This window comes from Silicimonas algicola, from assembly GCF_003970735.1.
In the GTDB taxonomy this organism is placed as follows: domain Bacteria; phylum Pseudomonadota; class Alphaproteobacteria; order Rhodobacterales; family Rhodobacteraceae; genus Silicimonas; species Silicimonas algicola.
Map to the genome: position 1 here is coordinate 4,092,473 of NZ_CP034588.1, position 19,553 is coordinate 4,112,025.

14 protein-coding genes are annotated in these 19,553 nt (G+C 65.5%); 2 read left to right on the forward strand and 12 right to left on the reverse strand.

Going from position 1 to position 19,553, the window contains the following annotated elements; translation table 11 throughout:
• Positions 1–6: 6 nt before the first annotated feature.
• The 3 genes from rpsG to EF888_RS20320 form a co-directional block, all read right to left on the reverse strand.
• Positions 7–477 carry a 30S ribosomal protein S7 gene (gene rpsG, locus EF888_RS20310; protein ID WP_109759034.1) on the reverse strand — a complete coding sequence of 157 codons (471 nt, stop codon included), beginning with the start codon at positions 475–477 and terminating at the stop codon, positions 7–9.
• 14 nt (positions 478–491) lie between these two features.
• Complete coding sequence (rpsL, locus tag EF888_RS20315) at positions 492–863, reverse strand: 30S ribosomal protein S12 (RefSeq protein ID WP_109759035.1); 372 nt, start codon at positions 861–863, stop codon at positions 492–494.
• 304 nt (positions 864–1,167) lie between these two features.
• Positions 1,168–2,082 (reverse strand): DMT family transporter, encoded by a 915-nt coding sequence (locus tag EF888_RS20320; protein ID WP_109759036.1) that lies wholly within the window; start codon positions 2,080–2,082, stop codon positions 1,168–1,170.
• A gap of 130 nt (positions 2,083–2,212) precedes the next feature.
• Between EF888_RS20320 and EF888_RS20325 the strand changes: the two genes are divergently transcribed.
• A complete protein-coding gene (locus EF888_RS20325) occupies positions 2,213–3,364 on the forward strand; it encodes a glycosyltransferase family 2 protein (protein ID WP_170121480.1) in 1,152 nt (383 codons plus the stop codon).
• A gap of 238 nt (positions 3,365–3,602) precedes the next feature.
• Here EF888_RS20325 and rpoC read toward each other — a convergent pair whose 3' ends face one another.
• The 4 genes from rpoC to rplJ all read right to left on the reverse strand — a co-directional run bounded on the left by rpoC (position 3,603) and on the right by rplJ (position 13,305).
• Positions 3,603–7,841, reverse strand: a complete 4,239-nt coding sequence (gene rpoC, locus EF888_RS20330) for a DNA-directed RNA polymerase subunit beta' (protein ID WP_109759037.1) — start codon at positions 7,839–7,841, stop codon at positions 3,603–3,605.
• A gap of 100 nt (positions 7,842–7,941) precedes the next feature.
• Positions 7,942–12,099, reverse strand: coding sequence for a DNA-directed RNA polymerase subunit beta (gene rpoB / locus EF888_RS20335; RefSeq protein WP_109759038.1), 4,158 nt, complete (start codon positions 12,097–12,099; stop codon positions 7,942–7,944).
• Between the two features lie 238 nt (positions 12,100–12,337).
• Positions 12,338–12,718, reverse strand: coding sequence for a 50S ribosomal protein L7/L12 (gene rplL, locus EF888_RS20340; protein ID WP_109759039.1), 381 nt, complete (start codon positions 12,716–12,718; stop codon positions 12,338–12,340).
• A 68-nt stretch (positions 12,719–12,786) separates the two neighbouring features.
• Positions 12,787–13,305, reverse strand: coding sequence for a 50S ribosomal protein L10 (gene rplJ / locus EF888_RS20345; RefSeq protein WP_109759040.1), 519 nt, complete (start codon positions 13,303–13,305; stop codon positions 12,787–12,789).
• Positions 13,306–13,749: 444 nt separating this feature from the next.
• Here rplJ and EF888_RS20350 point away from each other — a divergent pair, with 444 nt between their 5' ends.
• Positions 13,750–14,865: a sensor histidine kinase gene (locus EF888_RS20350; RefSeq protein ID WP_164721773.1), complete on the forward strand. Its 1,116-nt coding sequence runs from the start codon at positions 13,750–13,752 to the stop codon at positions 14,863–14,865.
• A gap of 13 nt (positions 14,866–14,878) precedes the next feature.
• Here the strand turns inward: EF888_RS20350 and EF888_RS20355 are convergent, their stop codons facing one another.
• From EF888_RS20355 to fdhD, 5 genes are all read right to left on the reverse strand, one after another.
• Positions 14,879–16,861 carry a molybdopterin-binding protein gene (locus EF888_RS20355; RefSeq protein WP_338143040.1) on the reverse strand — a complete coding sequence of 661 codons (1,983 nt, stop codon included), beginning with the start codon at positions 16,859–16,861 and terminating at the stop codon, positions 14,879–14,881.
• A gap of 134 nt (positions 16,862–16,995) precedes the next feature.
• Positions 16,996–17,490 (reverse strand): molybdopterin-guanine dinucleotide biosynthesis protein B, encoded by a 495-nt coding sequence (gene mobB / locus EF888_RS20360; protein WP_109759043.1) that lies wholly within the window; start codon positions 17,488–17,490, stop codon positions 16,996–16,998.
• Positions 17,487–18,089 (reverse strand): molybdenum cofactor guanylyltransferase MobA, encoded by a 603-nt coding sequence (gene mobA, locus EF888_RS20365; RefSeq protein WP_109759359.1) that lies wholly within the window; start codon positions 18,087–18,089, stop codon positions 17,487–17,489. The genes mobB and mobA overlap by 4 nt, the downstream gene beginning before the upstream one ends.
• Complete coding sequence (locus EF888_RS20370; RefSeq protein WP_109759044.1) at positions 18,086–18,622, reverse strand: hypothetical protein; 537 nt, start codon at positions 18,620–18,622, stop codon at positions 18,086–18,088. The genes mobA and EF888_RS20370 overlap by 4 nt, the downstream gene beginning before the upstream one ends.
• Positions 18,619–19,500, reverse strand: coding sequence for a formate dehydrogenase accessory sulfurtransferase FdhD (gene fdhD / locus EF888_RS20375; protein ID WP_109759045.1), 882 nt, complete (start codon positions 19,498–19,500; stop codon positions 18,619–18,621). Before fdhD ends, EF888_RS20370 begins: the two co-directional genes overlap by 4 nt.
• Positions 19,501–19,553 lie beyond the last annotated feature (53 nt).

Consider the following 19,553-nt stretch of genomic DNA (forward strand, 5'->3'; position numbering starts at 1 on the left):
TCTGAATTACCAGCGGTAGTGGCTGAACGCCTTGTTGGCGTCGGCCATCTTGTGGGTATCTTCGCGTTTCTTGACGGCGGTGCCTCGGCCGTTGACGGCATCCGCCAATTCGCCCGCAAGACGCTCTTCCATCGTGTTCTCGTTCCGCGCACGGGCGGCATTGATCAGCCAACGGATCGCCAGCGCCTCGCGACGCTCGGGTCGAACCTCGACGGGAACCTGGTAGGTCGCACCGCCGACGCGGCGCGAGCGAACCTCGACCGACGGCTTGATGTTGTCGAGAGCCTCGTGGAAGACCTCGACCGGCGACTTCTTCAGGCGGCCTTCGACACGCTCGAAGGCGTTGTAGACGATGCGCTCGGCGACGGACTTCTTGCCGTCGGTCATCAGGTTGTTCATGAACTTGGTCAGAACCCGATCGCCATACTTGGCATCGGGCAGGACTTCACGTTTCTCGGCGGCGTGACGGCGGGACATTCTTTGTCTTCCTCTTACTTCGGACGCTTCGCGCCGTACTTCGAGCGGCGCTGACGACGGTCCTTGACGCCCTGGGTGTCGAGGACACCGCGCAGGATATGATAACGGACGCCGGGAAGGTCCTTCACCCGGCCGCCGCGGATCAGGACCACGGAGTGTTCCTGAAGGTTGTGGCTTTCGCCGGGAATGTAGCTGATGACCTCGAAGCCATTGGTCAGGCGCACCTTGGCAACCTTCCGCATGGCCGAGTTCGGCTTCTTCGGCGTCGTGGTGTAGACGCGCGTGCAGACACCGCGCTTCTGCGGGCAGGACTCGAGGTGCATGGACTTCGAGCGTTTCACTTTGGGCTGCCGGGGATTCCGGATCAGCTGCTGGATCGTGGGCATTGGGTGGTATTCCCCGTGTTGCAACACTTCAGTTCGTGGGGCGCGCGCCCCGGTTCATCTTCCCAGCGGTCCCGTGCGTCCACGAAAACGCGATAAGCCGCGAAGCTCCCAATTGGGGAACCTGCGGTGGGTTTCCAGAGGATCGGAGCAAGGCGCCCGGATCGTGACCACTACATTCCGTTAAAGGGCGGCCAGACCTGTGGCAGCACCCGGAGTGGGCGCCGTATAGAGGGAGTCGCATACCCTGTCAACAGCACCACCCCCGACATATGGGGTGCCTTACGCCACCCCGCCAGCCCTGCGTTCAGATCGCCGCGCCGGGGCCTTTCACCACCTGCTTCGCGGCGAAGGCACGGCGCAGGGCGCGCTCGCGCCAGAGGGTGAAAAGCCCTGTCGCGACGACGATCGACGCGCCGACCAGGGTCATCGCATCGGGCCAGTCGCCGAAGACGAGAAAGCCGAGGATGAGCGCCACGATCAGGCTGGCATAGCGGAACGGCGCGACGAAGCCGATCTCGCCCACGCGCATCGCCGAGACCGACGCGAGGTAGCCTACCATCACGAAAAGAACGGCACCCGTCAGAAGGCCCCAGTCCGCCGTCACCATAGGCTGCCAGTCGGTGAAAAGCGCTCCGACGCCCGAGAAAACCAGAACGCCCGCCGCCGTCGAGAAGGCGACGAGAAGCGATGGCACGTCGGGCGACAGACGGCGCGCAGCAAGGTCGCGCACCGTGACGAAGACCACCGAGGCGAGGCCGAGGACCGACCACTCGGTAAAGCCGTCGCCGCCGGGCCGCACGATCAGGTAGACGCCCGCGAAGCCGATGGCGATGGCCGCGAAGCGCTTCCAGCCCACCGGCTCTCCCAGAAACAGTGCGGCTGCCAGCGTGACCGTCAGCGGCAGGGCCTGGAGGATCGCCGAGAGGTTGGCGATCGGCATGTGGATCAGCGCCGTGATGAATGTCCAGGCGGCCGCGACCTCGGCCACGGTGCGGATTGCGATCAGGGTCCAGTCGCGGCGCGAGACGGGTTGACGCCAGGCGCCCACCGCCAGCACGACGCCCACGAGCAGGATGGTGACGCCGAGGCTTCTCAGCACGAGAAACTGGAACAGCGGCAGCGTCTCGCCCAGCACCTTCAGGCAGGTGTCGTTGATCGTGAAGGCTGCCATGGAGGCCGACATCAGGGCCGCGCCCTTCATGTTCGCTGAAAGCTGCACGCAAGCGCCCCTATGGTTTTGCGCAACAGGTGTCACTTTTCTGCCGCCGCCGCCAGTGAGAACCAGGCATTCCGTTGCTAGGGTTTGCGCAAAGACCGCGAACGGCGGCGCGACGACGAAGCGAGGGCAGATGGCGCAAGAATCCTGCTTGCTGGTCACCACCGTCAAGGACGAGGGAGCCAACATCCTGGAGTGGGTGGCTCACCACCGGCTGTGCGGCTTCGACCGCATCCAGATCTACCAGAACAATTCCACCGACACGACGGTCCAGACCCTGCGCATCCTCGACCGATTGGGGATCATCGAGTTCCACCAGAACAATCAGGGCGGCGACGCTTTCCAGATCCGCGCCTATCGCCGCGCGGCGCGATCCGAAGCCTTTGCCGCGGCCGACTGGTGCATGGTGCTGGATGGCGACGAGCTGTTGAACGTGAAGGTCGGCGAGCACCGCGTCCAGGATCTGATCGCAGCATGCCCCGACACGGCCCAGACCATCATCGTCAACTGGCGTATCTTCGGGTCGGGCGGAGAAGGGGAAATCAAGCACGACCTCGTCAGCGAGCAGTTCACCCGCGCCGAGGCGAAGACGGACATCCTCGAACGGCTGACGGCCTTCAAGCCGCTGTTCCGGACGGACAGCTTCCGCAAGCCCGGCATCCATCTGCCGCGAGATCCGGTGGGCGGAAGCGCGGACAAGGTCCTGTGCAACGCCTCGGGCCTCATGGACGGCGAGTTCCGCCGCAAGCACTGGCGGTCCTGCGATCCGGGGATGCGGCAGTTCGCGCAGGTGAACCACTACATCCTGCGCGACCTGACGAGTTTTCTTGTGAAGCACGCCCGCGGCAGCGCCAATGCCCCCCACCGCGACCTTGGGCTGAACTACTGGCGGACGCACAATCGCAACGAAGCGGTCGTCACCTCTCTCGCCGACCGCGCGCCGGCGATCCGCGACGAGATGCGGCGGCTGAACGAGCTCTCGGACGGGCGCCTGATGCCGCTTCGCGCGCGCGCCGTGCGGCAGCATCGCCTGAGGGTCGAGGAGATGCTGAAGGACGACGCCGTCGCAGCGCTTCGTGATGCCATCCTGGCCGAGATGGAGGCCGCGCCCGTGCCACCGGTCGAAGAAGCCGAGGTCCCTGCCTCGACGTCGCGCGCGATCGGCGTCACCCCGTTCCGCCTGCCGGACGCCGTCAAGCGTCAGGCGGTGTTCCACTCCGTCAGAGCGCCCGCGCCGGACACCGCCACGCCCGGCTCGTCTCGCAAGAAGACCGTTCGCGCCTGATCCGTGCCCACGGCTTCAGCGGACGGCAGGACAAGCCACAGCGCCCCTCCCAGAAGGGCGGCGACGAGGGCGGTCCAGAGGGCTGTCAGCATCGGTGTCTCCGGCAATTCTTGCGAAGGGATAGCTGCTGTCGGCGCGAGTTCCGTGCAGCGCCGGTGCATCCGGCACCCTCATTGGTGCAGCGCAAAGAAAACGGGCCCCGCCGAAGCGAGGCCCCACAGTTTCCACGAGGGTAACGTCAGTCCCGGCTTTCCGGGGTCTGCACGAGATCGGCGTCCACCGTCTCGGAGTCGTCGAAGCTGATGGGCGATGCCAGCGCCGCTGCGGCTTCCGCTTCGGCGCGAGCTTCGTTGATCACCTTCAGGTCGCGCTCGGCGGCGATGCGGCGCACGCGCTGCGTTGCTCCGCCCGTACCCGCCGGGATCAGGCGTCCGACGATCACGTTCTCCTTCAGGCCCACCAGCTTGTCCCGCTTGCCCTGCACCGAAGCCTCGGTAAGGACGCGCGTGGTCTCCTGGAACGAGGCCGCCGAGATGAACGACCGCGTCTGGAGCGACGCCTTGGTGATGCCGAGAAGGATCGGCTCGCCCAGTGCAGGACGGCGGCCATCGGCCTCCGCCTTGGCGTTCACGGCTTCCAGCTCGGACTTGTCGACATGCTCGCCCTTGAGCAGCGTCGTCTCGCCCGAGTCCTGGATCTCCCACTTCTGGAGCATCTGCCGGACGATGACCTCGATGTGCTTGTCGTTGATTTTCACGCCCTGGAGGCGATAGACGTCCTGCACCTCGTCGATCATGTAGTCCGCCAGAGCCTCGACACCCATGATCGACAGGATGTCGTGCGGCGCCGGGTTGCCGTCCATGATGTAGTCGCCCTTCTGGATGAAGTCGCCCTCAGCCACCGGGATGTGCTTGCCCTTCGGAAGCATGTACTCGACAGGCTCCATCGACTCGTCGGCGGGCTCGATCGAGATCCGGCGCTTGTTCTTGTAGTCGCGCCCGAACTTAACGTAGCCGTCGATTTCCGCGATGATCGCGTGGTCCTTCGGACGCCGCGCCTCGAAGAGCTCCGCCACCCGCGGCAGACCGCCGGTGATGTCCTTCGTCTTGGCACCCTCGCGCGGGATACGCGCAACCACGTCGCCCGCCCTGATGTCCGCGCCTTCCTCGATCGAGAGGATGGCGTCCACGGACATAGGATAGGTCAGCGGGTTGCCCTGATCGTTGCGCACGGGTTCGCCGTCCGCGTCGACCAGGATGATCTCGGGCTTGAGGTCGCTTCCCTTGGGCGCTGAGCGCCAGTCGGTCACGATCTTCTGGGTCATGCCCGTCGCGTCGTCGGTTTCGTCGCGGACCGAGATGCCCGAGATGAGGTCCACGAACCGTGCCGCACCCGCCTTCTCGGCGATGATCGGCAGGGTGTAGGGATCCCACTCGAACAGCTTGTCGCCGCGCGCGACCTTGGCGCCTTCCTTCGGGAAGACCTTGGTGCCGTAGCCCAGCTTGTGGCTGGCCCGCTCGGCGCCGGCCTCGTCGACGATCACAAGCTGCATGTTGCGGCCGATCACGATCTGCTCGCCGGCGGCATTCTGGATCAGGTTCGCGTTGCGATACTCGATCTTGCCCTCGGCCGAGCTCTCCATGAACGACTGCTGACCGCCTTGGGCGATGCCGCCGATGTGGAACGTCCGCATCGTCAGCTGGGTGCCCGGTTCGCCGATCGACTGCGCCGCGATGATGCCCACGGCCTCGCCGATGTTGACGAGCGTACCGCGTGCAAGGTCACGACCATAGCACATGGCGCAGACGCCTTCGTCGGCCTCGCAGGTCAGCGGCGAGCGGATGCGCACCGACTGGACCGCCGCCGTCTCGATGGCGTCGGCCTTGCGTTCGTCGATCAGCTCGCCCTTCGCCACGACAACCTCGTCGCTGCCGGGGGCGATGACGTCCTCGGCCGAGACACGGCCCAGCACACGCTCGGCCAGCGACGCCACAACCTCGCCGTCGTTGACGGCGGCTTCGGCGGTGATCGCCTTTTCGGTTCCGCAGTCAGTCAGGCGCACGATGCAGTCCTGCGCGACGTCAACCAGACGGCGGGTCAGATAGCCCGAGTTCGCCGTCTTCAGTGCGGTGTCGGCCAGACCCTTCCGGGCGCCGTGGGTCGAGTTGAAGTACTCGAGCACCGTCAGGCCTTCCTTGAAGTTCGAGATGATCGGCGTCTCGATGATCTCACCGGACGGCTTCGCCATGAGACCTCGCATACCGCCCAGCTGCTTCATCTGCGCCGGCGAACCCCGCGCACCTGAGTGCGACATCATGTAGATCGAGTTGGGCTCCATTTCGGCGCCCGCGTCATCCCTGCGCATGGCCGAGATGTCGGCCATCATCGCGTTGGCCACATCGTCCGAGCATTTGGACCAGGCGTCGACCACCTTGTTGTACTTCTCGCCCTGGGTGATCAGGCCGTCCATGTACTGCTGCTCGAACTCCTTGACCTGCTCGCGCACGTTCTCGACGATTTGCCACTTGGCTTCGGGGATGACCATGTCGTCCTTGCCGAACGAGATGCCGGCCTTGAAGGCCTCCTTGAAGCCCGTCGACATGATCTGGTCGCAGAAGATGACCGACTCTTTCTGGCCGCAGTAGCGGTAGACGTTGTCGATGACCTGCTGCACTTCCTTCTTGCGCAGAAGACGGTTCACGAGCTCGAACGGAGCCTTGGCGTTGAGCGGCAGAAGCGCGCCCAGCTTCACGCGGCCCGGCGTGGTCTCGTAGCGCTTGAACATCTCAAGCCCGTCCTCGCCGATCTGCCTGATCCGCGCGGTGATCTTGGTGTGCAGGTGCACTTCGCCCGCGTCGAGCGCGTGCTGAACCTCGTCGGCGTCGGCGAAGATCATGCCTTCGCCCTTCATGCCCTCGCGCTCCATCGAGATGTAGTAGAGGCCGAGGATCATGTCCTGCGACGGCACGATGATCGGCGCGCCATTGGCGGGCGACAGCACGTTGTTCGTCGACATCATCAGGACGCGCGCTTCCAGCTGGGCCTCGAGGCTCAGCGGGACGTGGACGGCCATCTGGTCGCCGTCGAAGTCGGCGTTGAAGGCCGAGCAGACCAGCGGGTGAAGCTGGATCGCCTTGCCCTCGATCAGGATCGGCTCGAACGCCTGGATGCCCAGACGGTGCAGCGTGGGCGCCCGGTTCAGAAGAACCGGGTGCTCGCGGATGACCTCGTCGAGGATGTCCCAGACCTCGGGACGCTCCTTCTCGACCAGCTTCTTCGCCTGCTTCACGGTCGACGACAGACCCTTTGCTTCCAGCCGCGAATAGATGAACGGCTTGAACAGCTCGAGAGCCATCTTCTTCGGCAGGCCGCACTGGTGCAGCTTCAGTTCCGGGCCCGTCACGATGACCGATCGACCCGAGAAGTCGACCCGCTTGCCCAGAAGGTTCTGGCGGAAGCGGCCCTGCTTGCCCTTCAGCATGTCCGACAGCGACTTCAGCGGACGCTTGTTGGCGCCCGTGATGACGCGACCGCGGCGGCCGTTGTCGAACAGCGCATCGACCGACTCCTGCAGCATCCGCTTTTCGTTGCGGACGATGATGTCGGGCGCACGCAGTTCGATCAGCCGCTTCAGGCGGTTGTTCCGGTTGATGACCCGGCGATAGAGGTCGTTCAGGTCCGAGGTCGCGAAGCGGCCGCCGTCCAGCGGGACCAGCGGGCGCAGTTCCGGCGGAATGACCGGAATGACGGTCAGGATCATCCATTCGGGCCGGTTGCCCGACTCGATGAAGTTCTCGACGATCTTCAGACGCTTGATGATCTTCTTCGGCTTCAGTTCGCCCGTCGCCTCGGCGAGGTCAGCGCGAAGCTGCTCGGCCTCGGCCTCGAGGTCGATGGCGGCCAGCATCTCGCGGATGGCTTCCGCGCCGATGTTCGCCGTGAAGGCGTCCATGCCGTACTGGTCCTGGGCGTCGAGAAACTCTTCCTCGGTCATCAACTGGCCGTAGGACAGGTCAGTCAGGCCCGGCTCGATCACGACGTAGTTCTCGAAGTAGAGAATCCGCTCGAGATCCCGCAGCGTCATGTCCAGCATGAGGCCGATCCGGGACGGAAGCGACTTCAGGAACCAGATGTGCGCGACCGGCGAGGCCAACTCGATGTGGCCCATGCGCTCGCGACGCACCTTCTGAAGCGTCACCTCGACGCCGCACTTCTCGCAGACGACGCCGCGATACTTCATGCGCTTGTACTTGCCGCACAGGCATTCGTAGTCCTTGATCGGTCCGAAGATGCGCGCGCAGAACAGGCCGTCACGCTCGGGCTTGAACGTGCGGTAGTTGATCGTTTCGGGCTTCTTGATCTCGCCGTAGGACCACGAGAGGATCCGCTCGGGCGACGCCAGAGAGATCTTGATCTCGTCGAAGGTCTGCGGCTGAGCGAGCGGGTTGAACGGGTTGGTTGTCAGTTCCTGGTTCATCTTCGAATCCTGTTTTGTCGGTTGCAGGTGTGGCGGGTGAAACCCGCCCTACCTCGACATTTTCCGGTGCGGGGCGGGGGTCACCCCGCCCGCCCGTTCATCACTCGGCTGCAATCCCGCTCTCGTCGTCGTCCACGGCATCCAGAAGTTCCATGTTGAGGCCGAGGCCCCGGACTTCCTTGACAAGAACGTTGAACGACTCCGGCACGCCGGCTTCGAAGTTGTCCTCGCCCTTGACGATCGACTCGTAGACCTTGGTCCGGCCTGCCACGTCGTCCGACTTGACGGTGAGCATCTCCTGCAGCGTGTAGGCCGCGCCGTAGGCTTCCAGCGCCCAGACCTCCATCTCGCCGAAACGCTGGCCGCCGAACTGGGCCTTGCCGCCCAGGGGCTGCTGCGTGACGAGGCTATAGGGCCCGGTGGAACGTGCGTGGATCTTGTCGTCGACAAGGTGGTGCAGCTTCAGCAGGTACTTCACGCCGACGGTTACCTGGCGCGAGAACTTCTCGCCCGTGCGTCCGTCGAACAGGTCGGACTGGCCCGACTGGTTGAAGCCCGCCTTGACCAGCGCCTCGTTGACGTCGGCTTCCTTGGCGCCATCGAAGACCGGGGTCGCGATCGGAACGCCACGGGTGGCGTTCGAGGCGACCTCGACGAGATGAACCTCGTCCAGATCCTTGATGCCCTCATCGTAGACGTCGTCGCCATAGGCGATCTTGAGCGCGTCACGGACCGGGGTCATGTCGCCCGACCGGCGGTATTGCCCAAGGGCTTCGTCGATCTGGATACCCAGACCGCGCGAGGCCCAGCCCATGTGCGTCTCGAGGATCTGGCCCACGTTCATCCGCGACGGCACGCCGAGCGGGTTGAGAACGAAGTCGACCGGAGTGCCATCGCCGAGGAACGGCATGTCTTCGATCGGGACAACCTTCGAGATGACGCCCTTGTTGCCGTGACGTCCGGCCATCTTGTCGCCCGGCTGAAGCTTGCGCTTCACCGCGACGAAGACCTTGACCATCTTCATCACGCCCGGGGGCAGGTCGTCGCCGCGGCGGACCTTCTCGACCTTGTCCTCGAAGCGGTGATCGAGAGCGCGCTTCTGCGCCTCGTACTGCGCGTTCAGCGCCTCGATCGCCTGGGCCTCTTTCTCTTCGCCGATGGCAAGCTGCCACCACTGGCCACGCGAAAGCGTCTCCAGCAGATCATCGTCGATCATGGACTTCGGCTTGATCTGCTTCGGCCCCTTAACGGCGACCTTGCCCATCAGCATGTCCTTAAGGCGCCCGTAGATGTTGCGCTCGAGGATCGCCAGCTCGTCGGCCCGGTCGCGCGACAGGCGCTCGACTTCCTCACGCTCGATCTGAAGCGCGCGCTCGTCTTTCTCGACGCCGTGGCGGTTGAAGACCCGAACCTCGACGATGGTGCCGAAGTCGCCCGGCGGCAGGCGCAGCGACGTGTCGCGCACGTCCGAGGCCTTTTCGCCGAAGATGGCGCGCAGAAGCTTCTCTTCCGGCGTCATCGGGCTTTCGCCCTTGGGCGTGATCTTACCGACGAGGATGTCGCCCGGCCCCACTTCGGCGCCGATATAGACGATGCCGGCCTCGTCGAGGTTGCGAAGCGCTTCCTCGCCAACGTTCGGGATGTCGCGGGTGATCTCTTCCGGCCCGAGCTTGGTGTCGCGGGCGGCGACTTCGAATTCCTCGATGTGGATCGAGGTGAAGACGTCGTCGCGCACGATGCGCTCGGAGATAAGGATCGAGTCCTCGTAGTTGTAGCCGTTCCACGGCATGAAGGCGACGATCACGTTCTTGCCCAGGGCCAGCTCGCCCAACTCGGTCGACGGGCCGTCAGCGACGACTTCGCCGCGGGTGACAGTGTCACCGACCTTCACCAGCGGACGCTGGTTGATGCAGGTGTTCTGGTTCGACCGCTGGAACTTGCGCAGACGATAGATGTCGACGCCCGGATCGCCCGGCTCGAGGCTTTCGGTGGCTCGGATGACGATACGCTGCGCATCGACCTGGTCGACGACGCCCGCACGGCGCGCCTGGATGGCGGCGCCCGAGTCGATGGCGACCTTCTCTTCGATGCCGGTGCCGATCAGCGGGGCTTCGGCCTGAAGAAGAGGCACGGCCTGTCGCTGCATGTTCGACCCCATCAGCGCGCGGTTCGCGTCGTCGTTCTCGAGGAACGGGATCAGCGAAGCCGCGACCGACACGAGCTGCTTCGGCGAGACGTCGATGAGGTCGACCTGCTCGGTCGGCGTCAGCGTGTACTCGCCCGCCTGGCGGGTGTTCACCATCTCGTTCTCGAACCGGCCCTTGCTGTCGAGCTTCGCGTTCGCCTGCGCCACGACGTGACGCATTTCTTCCGTCGCCGACATGTAGACCACGTCGTCGGTGACGGTCGAATCCTTCACGCGGCGATAGGGCGTCTCGATGAAGCCGTACTTGTTCACGCGGGCGAAGGTCGCCAGCGAGTTGATGAGACCGATGTTCGGGCCTTCCGGCGTCTCGATCGGGCACATCCGGCCATAGTGCGTCGGGTGAACGTCGCGGACCTCGAAGCCCGCACGCTCCCGCGTCAGACCGCCCGGTCCAAGGGCCGAGAGACGGCGCTTGTGGGTGACTTCCGACAGCGGGTTGGTCTGGTCCATGAACTGCGACAGCTGCGATGAGCCGAAGAACTCGCGCACCGCGGCCGCGGCGGGCTTGGCGTTGATCAGGTCCTGCGGCATGACGGTGTCGATCTCGACCGACGACATGCGCTCCTTGATCGCGCGCTCCATCCGCAGAAGGCCGACGCGGTACTGGTTCTCCATCAGCTCGCCGACCGACCGGACGCGGCGGTTGCCGAGGTGGTCGATGTCGTCGATGTCGCCCTTGCCGTCGCGCAGCTCCACCAGCGCCTTGATGCACGAGACGATGTCTTCCTTGCGCAGGGTTCGGTGGGTGTCCGGCGCATCGAGGTCGAGGCGCATGTTCATCTTCACGCGGCCGACAGCCGAAAGGTCATAGCGCTCGGAATCGAAGAACAGCGTGTCGAACAGGGCCGACGCGGCGTCGACCGTGGGCGGCTCGCCCGGACGCATCACGCGATAGATGTCCATGAGCGCGGTGTCGCGGTTCATGTTCTTGTCCGCGGCCATCGTGTTGCGGATGTACGGACCCACGTTGATGTTGTCGATGTCGAGAACCGGGATGTCGGTCACGTCGGCATCCATCAGATCCTTCAGAGTTCCGCCGGTGACGTTGCCTTCCTTGTCGGTCAGCCAAGTCAGCTCGTCGCCCGCTTCGGCATAGATCGCGCCATTCTCTTCATTGACCATGTCCTTCGCGACGTAGCGACCGACGATGTTGTCGAACGGCACGAGCAGCTCCGAGATGCTACCCTCTTCGATCATTTGCTTGACGGCGCGCGGCGTGACCTTCTTGCCCGCCTCGGCGATCACTTCGCCCGTCTTCGCGTCGACGAGGTCGTACGTCGGCCGGGTGCCGCGGACGCGCTCGGGGAAGAACTTGGTAACCCAGCCCTTGTTCTTCTTCAGCTTGAAATCGACGGTGTTGTAGTAGGCGTCCATGATCGCCTCCTGGTCCATGCCGAGGGCATAGAGCAGGGTCGTCACGGGCAGCTTCCGGCGGCGGTCGATCCGCGCGAAGACGCTGTCCTTGGCGTCGAACTCGAAGTCGAGCCACGAGCCGCGATAGGGAATGATGCGGCAGGCGAAGAGCAGCTTGCCCGACGCGTGGGTCTTGCCCTTGTCATGGTCGAAGAACACGCCCGGCGAGCGGTGCATCTGGGACACGATCACGCGCTCGGTGCCGTTCACGATGAACGTCCCGTTCGGCGTCATCAGGGGCATGTCGCCCATGAAGACGTCCTGTTCCTTGATGTCCTTGACCGACTTCGCGCCGGTATCCTCGTCCACATCGAACACGATCAGGCGCAGCGTCACCTTCAGCGGCGCCGAATAGGTCATGTCGCGCTGCTGGCATTCCTCGACGTCGTACTTCGGCTTCTCGAGCTCGTACTTGACGAACTCCAGCACCGCGGTCTCGTTGAAGTCCTTGATCGGGAAGACCGACTGGAAGACACCCTTGATGCCTTCGCCGTCCTGCGGATCGGACTGGTCGCCCGAGTTCAGGAACAGGTCGTACGAGGATTTCTGAACCTCGATGAGGTTCGGCATCTCCAGGACTTCGCGGATCTTGCCGAAGTATTTGCGGTAGCGTTTCTGGCCGAGATAGGACGTCGCCATGCGCGTATGCACCTTTCGTTTTCAGGGGTCCGACCAGCCGCCGGGGTTCGGCAGTCGACCCGAGAAACAGCCGGAACCCGACAATACCTGGCCGCCCTCCCACAGGCAGCCTCCCGTCAGGGTTCCGCACCTTAGGAAACGCAGTCGCCGAAACTGCCCTTCCTGAGACGCGGAAAGCCGGACCCGGATATGCCGGGTCCAGCTTGTCTTGGATGAGGGCGGACGGACCGCCCCCCGATCACTTGAGCTCGACTTCGGCGCCGGCCGCTTCGAGTTTCGCCTTGATGTCGTCGGCTTCCGATTTGGAGACCTGCTCCTTCACGGCCTTGCCGCCGGCCTCGACGAGGTCCTTGGCTTCTTTCAGGCCCAGACCGGTGATCGCGCGCACTTCCTTGATCACGTTGATCTTCTGGGCGCCCGCGCTCTTGAGAATGACGTCGAACTCGGTCTTCTCTTCGACAGCGGCACCGGCATCGCCGGCAGCCGGACCGGCCATCATCACCGCGCCGCCGGCGGCGGGCTCGATGCCATATTCGTCCTTGAGGATTGTTTTCAGTTCCTGGGCCTCGAGAAGCGTGAGACCCACGATCTCTTCGGCGAGTTTCTTCAGATCAGCCATTTCTGTCTTCCGTTTCCTAAGATGTGTTCCAACGCGAGGTGGTTCAACCCCACGCGGGCCTCATGTCGTCAAGCGGCTTCCGCACGCTCCTCGATGGTCGAGAGAATGCTCGCGATGTTCGAAGCAGGCGCGCCAATGGCACCGGCGATGTTCGCGGCCGGGGAACCGATCTGCGCCACGATCTGAGCGATGAGCTCTTCCCGCGACGGCAAGTCGGCGACGGCTTTGACACCAGCGGCGTCCAGCGACGTGTCGCCCATCGCACCACCCAGGATCACCAGCTTCTGGTTGTCCTTGGCGTACTTGTCCATGACCCGGGCCGCGGCCGTCGGATCTTCGGAATAGGCGAACACGGTCATACCCGAGAGAAGGTCCGAAACGGATGCGTTCGGCTTCCCCTGAAGGGCGATTTTGGCGAGCCTGTTCTTGGCGACGCGAACGGCACCGCCGGCGGCGCGCATCTGCGCCCGGAGGTCCGTCATCTCGCGAACCGTGAGACCCGCGTAGTGGGCAACCACCACGACGCCAGAGCTTTCGAAGATCTGGCCGAGCTCGTCGACCAATTTCTCTTTCTGGGCTCTATCCACAGTTTCACTCCAAGTTTGGAGGGGTGACCCTCCGGCTCTGCAATGCCGGGCAAGGCGCCCGACACTTCGGGTCCTTACGGGTCCGTCGCAATCGCGCCGTCGGGGGAAAGGCCCTCGAAAACGTATTCCTCTGTTCCCGTCTCAGGCAGGAATTACAGGCGCAATGCCAACCCACCGTCTCGGACGAAATGTCGGGGGGCTACGTGACCGCAACCCCCAGACCGCCGCGTCTTAGAGCGAATCGCAGGGGATGGAAAGATCAAATGTTACTGTGACGTCAAAGTCGCGGTCTCGTGACCGCGGCTGTGCCGCGCGTTCGCAGGACGCGAATCGAATTGTTGAGCGTCAGCATAGCGCCTACGTATCGCCTCCGCCAAGGTATGTGGGTCAGGGGGTTGCGGTCGGATGGATGTGTCGCGGAAGCTCGAGTCGTTCCCCCGGGAAATGCCGCCCGACCACGAGGTCACCCTGAAGAACCCTCGGCGCCTGGCGGCGTTGACGGCGACGGGACTGCTCGACACCGGCGACGAAGACGCCTTCGACCGGGCGGTGCGCCTGGCCACGCGGCTTGTCGGCGCGCCGGTCGGCCTTCTGTCCCTCGTCGACGGCCGGCGTCAGTTCTTCAAGGCGCACTCCGGGCTTCCGGGCGAGGTCGCGGCACGACGCGAATCCGCCCTCAGCCATTCGCTGTGCCAGTATGTCGTCACCACCGACCGGCCCCTCGCCGTGGCCGACGCACGGCAGCACGACCTGTTGCGGCACAACCTCGCCGTTCCCGACCTGGGCGTGATCGCCTATCTCGGCGTCCCGGTCCATGCGCCCGACGGCGAGACGCTGGGCTCCTTCTGCGCCATCGACACCCGGCCCCGGGACTGGACCGAGGGTGATCTCGAAGCGCTGGCGGACATCGCAGCCTTCTTGGAGGACGTGATCGCACTGAGGGAAGCGGCGCGCGGCCGCCAGATCCTCGTCATGGAGCTGAACCATCGTGTGAAGAACATCTTCTCGATGGTAGGCGGCATGATCGGCCTCTCCTCGCGGACCGCGGGTACGGCCGCCGACCTGGCCTCGTCGCTCCGCAGCCGTCTCGTCGCGCTGTCGAAGGCGCACGACCTCGTGTTGCCGGCCGGACGCGAGGGTCAAAGGGCGGAGGCGACACTGCAGACCATCGTCACCACCCTCATCGAGCCGCATCAGAAGAACGAAAGCTCGCAGTTCGTCATCGAAGGCCCCGCGATCCACCTGGGCGGCTCGGGCACCACCAACCTCGCGCTGGCGCTGCACGAGATGGCGACGAACGCCGCCAAGTACGGCGCGCTCGGCGACCCGGAGGGCACGCTGCGCGTCTGCTGGACGGTCGAGGACGAAACGCTGACCCTAACGTGGACCGAAGAAACAGCGAGCTCCGCGCCCGACGAAGACCTCGATGAAGGTTTCGGGTCGACCCTGATCGACACGGTCGTGCGCGGAAGCCTCGGAGGCGACGTCCGGCTCGATCGGAGGTCCAACGGCTACGTCTACACCCTGCGGCTTCCGATGGCGTCGCTGACCGAGGGCTGAGCGTGCCCGCGGGCTATCTGAACGACGTGTAGGGAATATACCGAACCGGATCGCCCGGCACAATGTCGCGGGCGTCGTCCCCGATCTCGACCAGCCCGTCGGCCCAGGCGAGGCCCGAGATGCGACCGGACCCCTCGCTCCTGAAGACCTCGGCGGAACCCTCCGGCGTCATCCGCGCCCGCAGGTATTCGCGCCGCCCCGGCTTCTTCCGCTTCGAGAAGGCGGCGGGGACGGTGAATCCCTGCGGCGTCCGCCACCCTTCCCCGCCCATCAGCGCGAAGGCGGGCCGCGCGAAGATCAACGTGCAGACAAGCGCCGCCACGGGATTGCCAGGAAGACCGAAGACCGGAACCCCCTTCCACATCCCCAGCGCCAGCGGCCGCCCAGGCTTCAGCGCGATGCGCCAGTCGCCTCGCGTGCCGGTCTCGCCCAAAAGCGCCGAGACGTGGTCCTCGTCGCCTGCCGAGGCCCCGCCCGAGGTCAGGATGGCATCCGCCGTCTTCGCGCCTGCGTCCAGCGCGGTGCGCAGGCGGTCCAGGTCGTCGGGCACATGACCCAGGTCCACCGCCTCCATCCGCCAGTCGCGCAGGAGCGCCAGAAGCATCGGCCGGTTCGCGTCGTAGGTCCGCGCGGGATCGGGTGTGGCTCCGCTCGCCACGATCTCGCTGCCCGTAGACAGGACGCCGACGCGAAGCGGACGGAACACCTCGACCTCGGTCACCCCCGTCGCAGCCAGCAGCGCAAGCTCGGGAGGACCGAGGCGCACACAAGGGGCCAGCGCCTCGTCCCCCTCGTTCACGTCCTCGCCCGCGCGCCGAGTGTTCGCGCCCGGCTTCACCTTGCCCCGGAACGCAACCTGCCGCCCGTCGGTCGCGGTATCCTCGTCCAGCACCACCGTGTCGACGCCATCTGGCAGAAGGGCCCCCGTCAGGATGCGGATGGCGTGTCCCTCCGGCACGCGGCGTCCGTACGGCGCCCCCGCCGCGGCGCGACCCTCGATCAGGGGCAGCGTGACGTCAGCAGGCCCGAGCGCCGCGTGGGCAAACCCGTATCCGTCGACGGCAGAGTTCGCCGCCGGCGGGTTCGCGCGCCGCGCGACGGCGGACCGGGCGAGGATCCGCCCCTCGGCCCCCGCGAGCGGACGAACCTCGGCGCCAACAACCGGATGCAGCCGCGCCCGCAACCGCTCCAGTGCCTCGTCGACCGGCGTCCAGTCGATGCCGGGCGGCAGGGCGAAACAATCGTCGCGGAGCGGCGGGGGTCGCAACGGAGAATTCGGCATCGAAAGCGCCTCGATCAGGGTCGTCGCCGCGCCGGCACCTAAAATCCAGGCTTCCTCCCTTGCTTCGGGTGGCGCGTCCATCAACTTTGCAAGAATGTCCGTTCGTAATCGCGAGAGCGCCACGGCAAGCAGCGTCACCTGCGCCCTATCGCGGATTTTGTCTTCGGACAACCTTACCGCCGATTCAATGATGCCTGGCCAAATCTCGGCGAGGACGACTTGGCCCTCGTCCCAACACTGGTCGAGAGGCCATACTGTGACGCCTTCGCGACGGCGGAGTCTTGCGAGGACGGGTAGCCCAGTAAGGACCTGCCCACCGACCGTGGGATGGAAGGCTAGTTGGAAGCAGCTGGACGCGGCCTTGGCGACGCGGTCCGTTTCTCGCTTCTCCGCAAAAGGCCCGAAGATCACACCCTGCTTCCGATAGGGTACGCCAGGAAAGTTATCCTCGCCGTGCTTGCCCCAGAACGGGCCGGGATCGGCAAACAGACAATTGATCTCCTCCGCAACTTCGAAGCGATTGTTTGCACCATCCTCGGTGTCGGTGATGCGCGCCTCGAGCCAGTCCCAGAGGGCGAACGGGTCGTTAGACCCGGTAACGGCGGACGCAAAGCCTTTGGGGTAGCCGAAGGGGAAGTCGAACCCCGCCAATACACGTCGTCCTTCAGTGCGCTCGGCGCCGAAGGTCTGGTCGAGCCAGCGCTCCGCCTCCATGCGACTTCTGAGATATACGGGCTCAGCAACTTCTCCCTGCCGGACCACACCCGCCCAAATCGCATCCTTTTGAGGACGCTTGGACTTCGCGCGGCCCGCCGACCAGTCCACGACGATGAAGGTATCGAACCCCCTCACACGCCCAGCTCCGCCGCGATGAAGTCCGCGATCCCCGGCGTGTCGTCGAGGTGGAACGTCGGCCGACCCTCTGCCTGCGCGTCGCTGTCGGACGCGATGGCGCGGATCGTCGGGTCGTCAGCGGCGATCAGGGGGCTTCCGGTCGCTGAGCGGTGCGCCTCGATCTTCGGGTGCCGGTCACGCTTGAACCCCTCGACCAGCACGAGGTCCACGGGCGACAACCGGCCCAGCAGGTCCTCGAGCGTCGGCTCGTCGTCGCCCCGCAACTCGTGCATCAGCGCCCACCTGTTCCGGCTGGACAGCAGAACCTCGGTCGCGCCCGCCACGCGATGCCGGTGGCTGTCCTTGCCCTCGTGGTCGACGTCGAAGCTGTGGTGCGCGTGCTTGACCGTAGAAACCGTCAGGCCCCGCCCGCGAAACTCGGTCACAAGACGCTCGACCAGCCCTGTCTTCCCGGAATTCTTCCATCCCGCCACGCCCCAGACCTTCATGCGCCCCCCAGCAGGCGCGCCGCCTCGGCGAGGTCCTCGGGGGTGTTGACGTTGAAGAACGGGTCGAAGCGATCCACGGCGAACTCCGCCGACGCCGTGCCGTGCCCGTCCGTCCACAGCACGACCTTGCGCACGCCCTCGGCCAGCGCGCGCCGCAGGTCGTCGCGCAATACGACCGGCCAGAGACCGAAGGTCGGATGGCGGCCGTTCTCGGTCGTCGCAAGCGCGATCGGCTTCCCCTCGCGCTCGACGGCGAGAAGAAGCCGCGGCACGAGGTCGGCCGGAAGAAAGGGCGTATCGGCGGCAGCGGTGACGATGTGGCTCGCCCCCTGCCCGGCCGCCCAGTCGAGCCCGGCCAGCACACCGGCCAGGGGACCCGCATACCCCTCGATGCTGTCGGACAGCACGGGCAGGCCGAGGTCCGCGAAACGCGTCGGATCCCCGTTCGCGTTCAACGCCAGCCCCCCCACCTGCGGACCCAGGCGGTCGATGACCTGCGACAGGATCGTTCCGGCGCCGAGCGGCAGCAGCCCCTTGTCGCCGCCGCCCATCCGCGTGGCGAGACCGCCTGCAAGGATCACGCCCAAAGGCGCCATCACTCCGACCTCCATCCCGCGATGCGGGCCCGGAACGCCCGCGCGTCAAGGCCCTCCGGCAAGGCCGCGTCGGGGACCGCCACCATCGAGATGCCGGAGCGGAACACCGTTCCACCCCGCACCGCAGCGACCGCATCGACCGCGGCCCAGGTCAGGTTCCGCTGCGACACCCGGTCGGTCAGGGTAATGCCTTCGGGCCCGAACACCGCTTCGGTTTCACCCGCCGCGTCCCAATGTCGGCCGATCACGTCCCAGAAACGCGCCATCCGCGTCCGCTGGAAATAGACGAAGACCGCCAGAAAGACCCCCGCCCCCGCAAGCCCCGCCGCGACGTGATACGGCGTCAGCCCCCACAGCGTGACCGCGCCCGCCAGCATCCCTACGCCGGCCCAGACCACGGCCCAGAACAGCGCACGCTGGATGAACGGCGTGGGCGGCACGACGCTTTGCCACCAGCCGGTCATGGCGCGGCGCCAGAGCGCGCGGTCATAGGCGAACGTCACCCGCACGGTCCGGTCGACGGCGTCGTCCCTCAAGTGTCCTCTCCCTTGCGCCCGTGCTTTCTGTCCTCTGCCTTGACGTGTGCCGGGTCCGCATCGCGGATCAGCCGGTCCTCGCCCGCCAGGCAGGTGAACCTGTTGCCCCGCATCCGCCCGATCAGCGTCAAACCCACCTGCCGGGCGATGTCGACCCCCCACGCGGTGAATCCCGAGCGCGAGACCAGCACGGGAATCCCCATGTGCGCGCACTTGATGACCATCTCCGAGGTCAGCCGACCGGTGGTGTAAAGGATCTTGTCCGCTCCCCCGACACCCTCGGACAGCATCCAGCCAGCGATCTTGTCCACCGCGTTGTGACGGCCCACGTCCTCCATGTAGACCAGCGGGCGGTCCTTCTCGCACAGCACCGTCCCGTGGATCGCCCCGGCTTCCAGATAGAGCGAGGGCGTCGTGTTGATCGTCTTCGCGAGCGCATAGAGCCACGAGGTCCGAACCGGGGCTTCGGGCAGCGTCAGCTCTTCGAGACCCTCCATCATGTCGCCGAAGACCGTGCCCACGGCGCAGCCCGACGTGCGCGTCTTCTTCTTCAGCTTCTCCTCATAGGTCGTGGCCCCATCGGTCCGCACCACGACGGTTTCGAGCTCTTCGTCGAAGTCGACGCCCTTCACCGTCTCGCCGTCGCGCAACATGCCCTGGTTGCGCAGGAAGCCGAGTGCGAGGTACTCCGGAAAGTCCCCTATCGTCATGGCCGTGACGATCTCCTGGCCGTTGAGGAAGATCGTCAGCGGACGCTCCTCGACGACCTGGATGGTCTGCCGGACGCCCGCTTCGTCGACGCCGTCGACCGTCCGGGTCAGACCGGCGCGCGCCGGGTCCGGCGCGATGAGGAATTGATGGGGGTCATCACGACCCATGATTTGCCGTCCGTTGTCCGGTGAGGTATCGCGTCCCGAGACTAAGGGCAGGC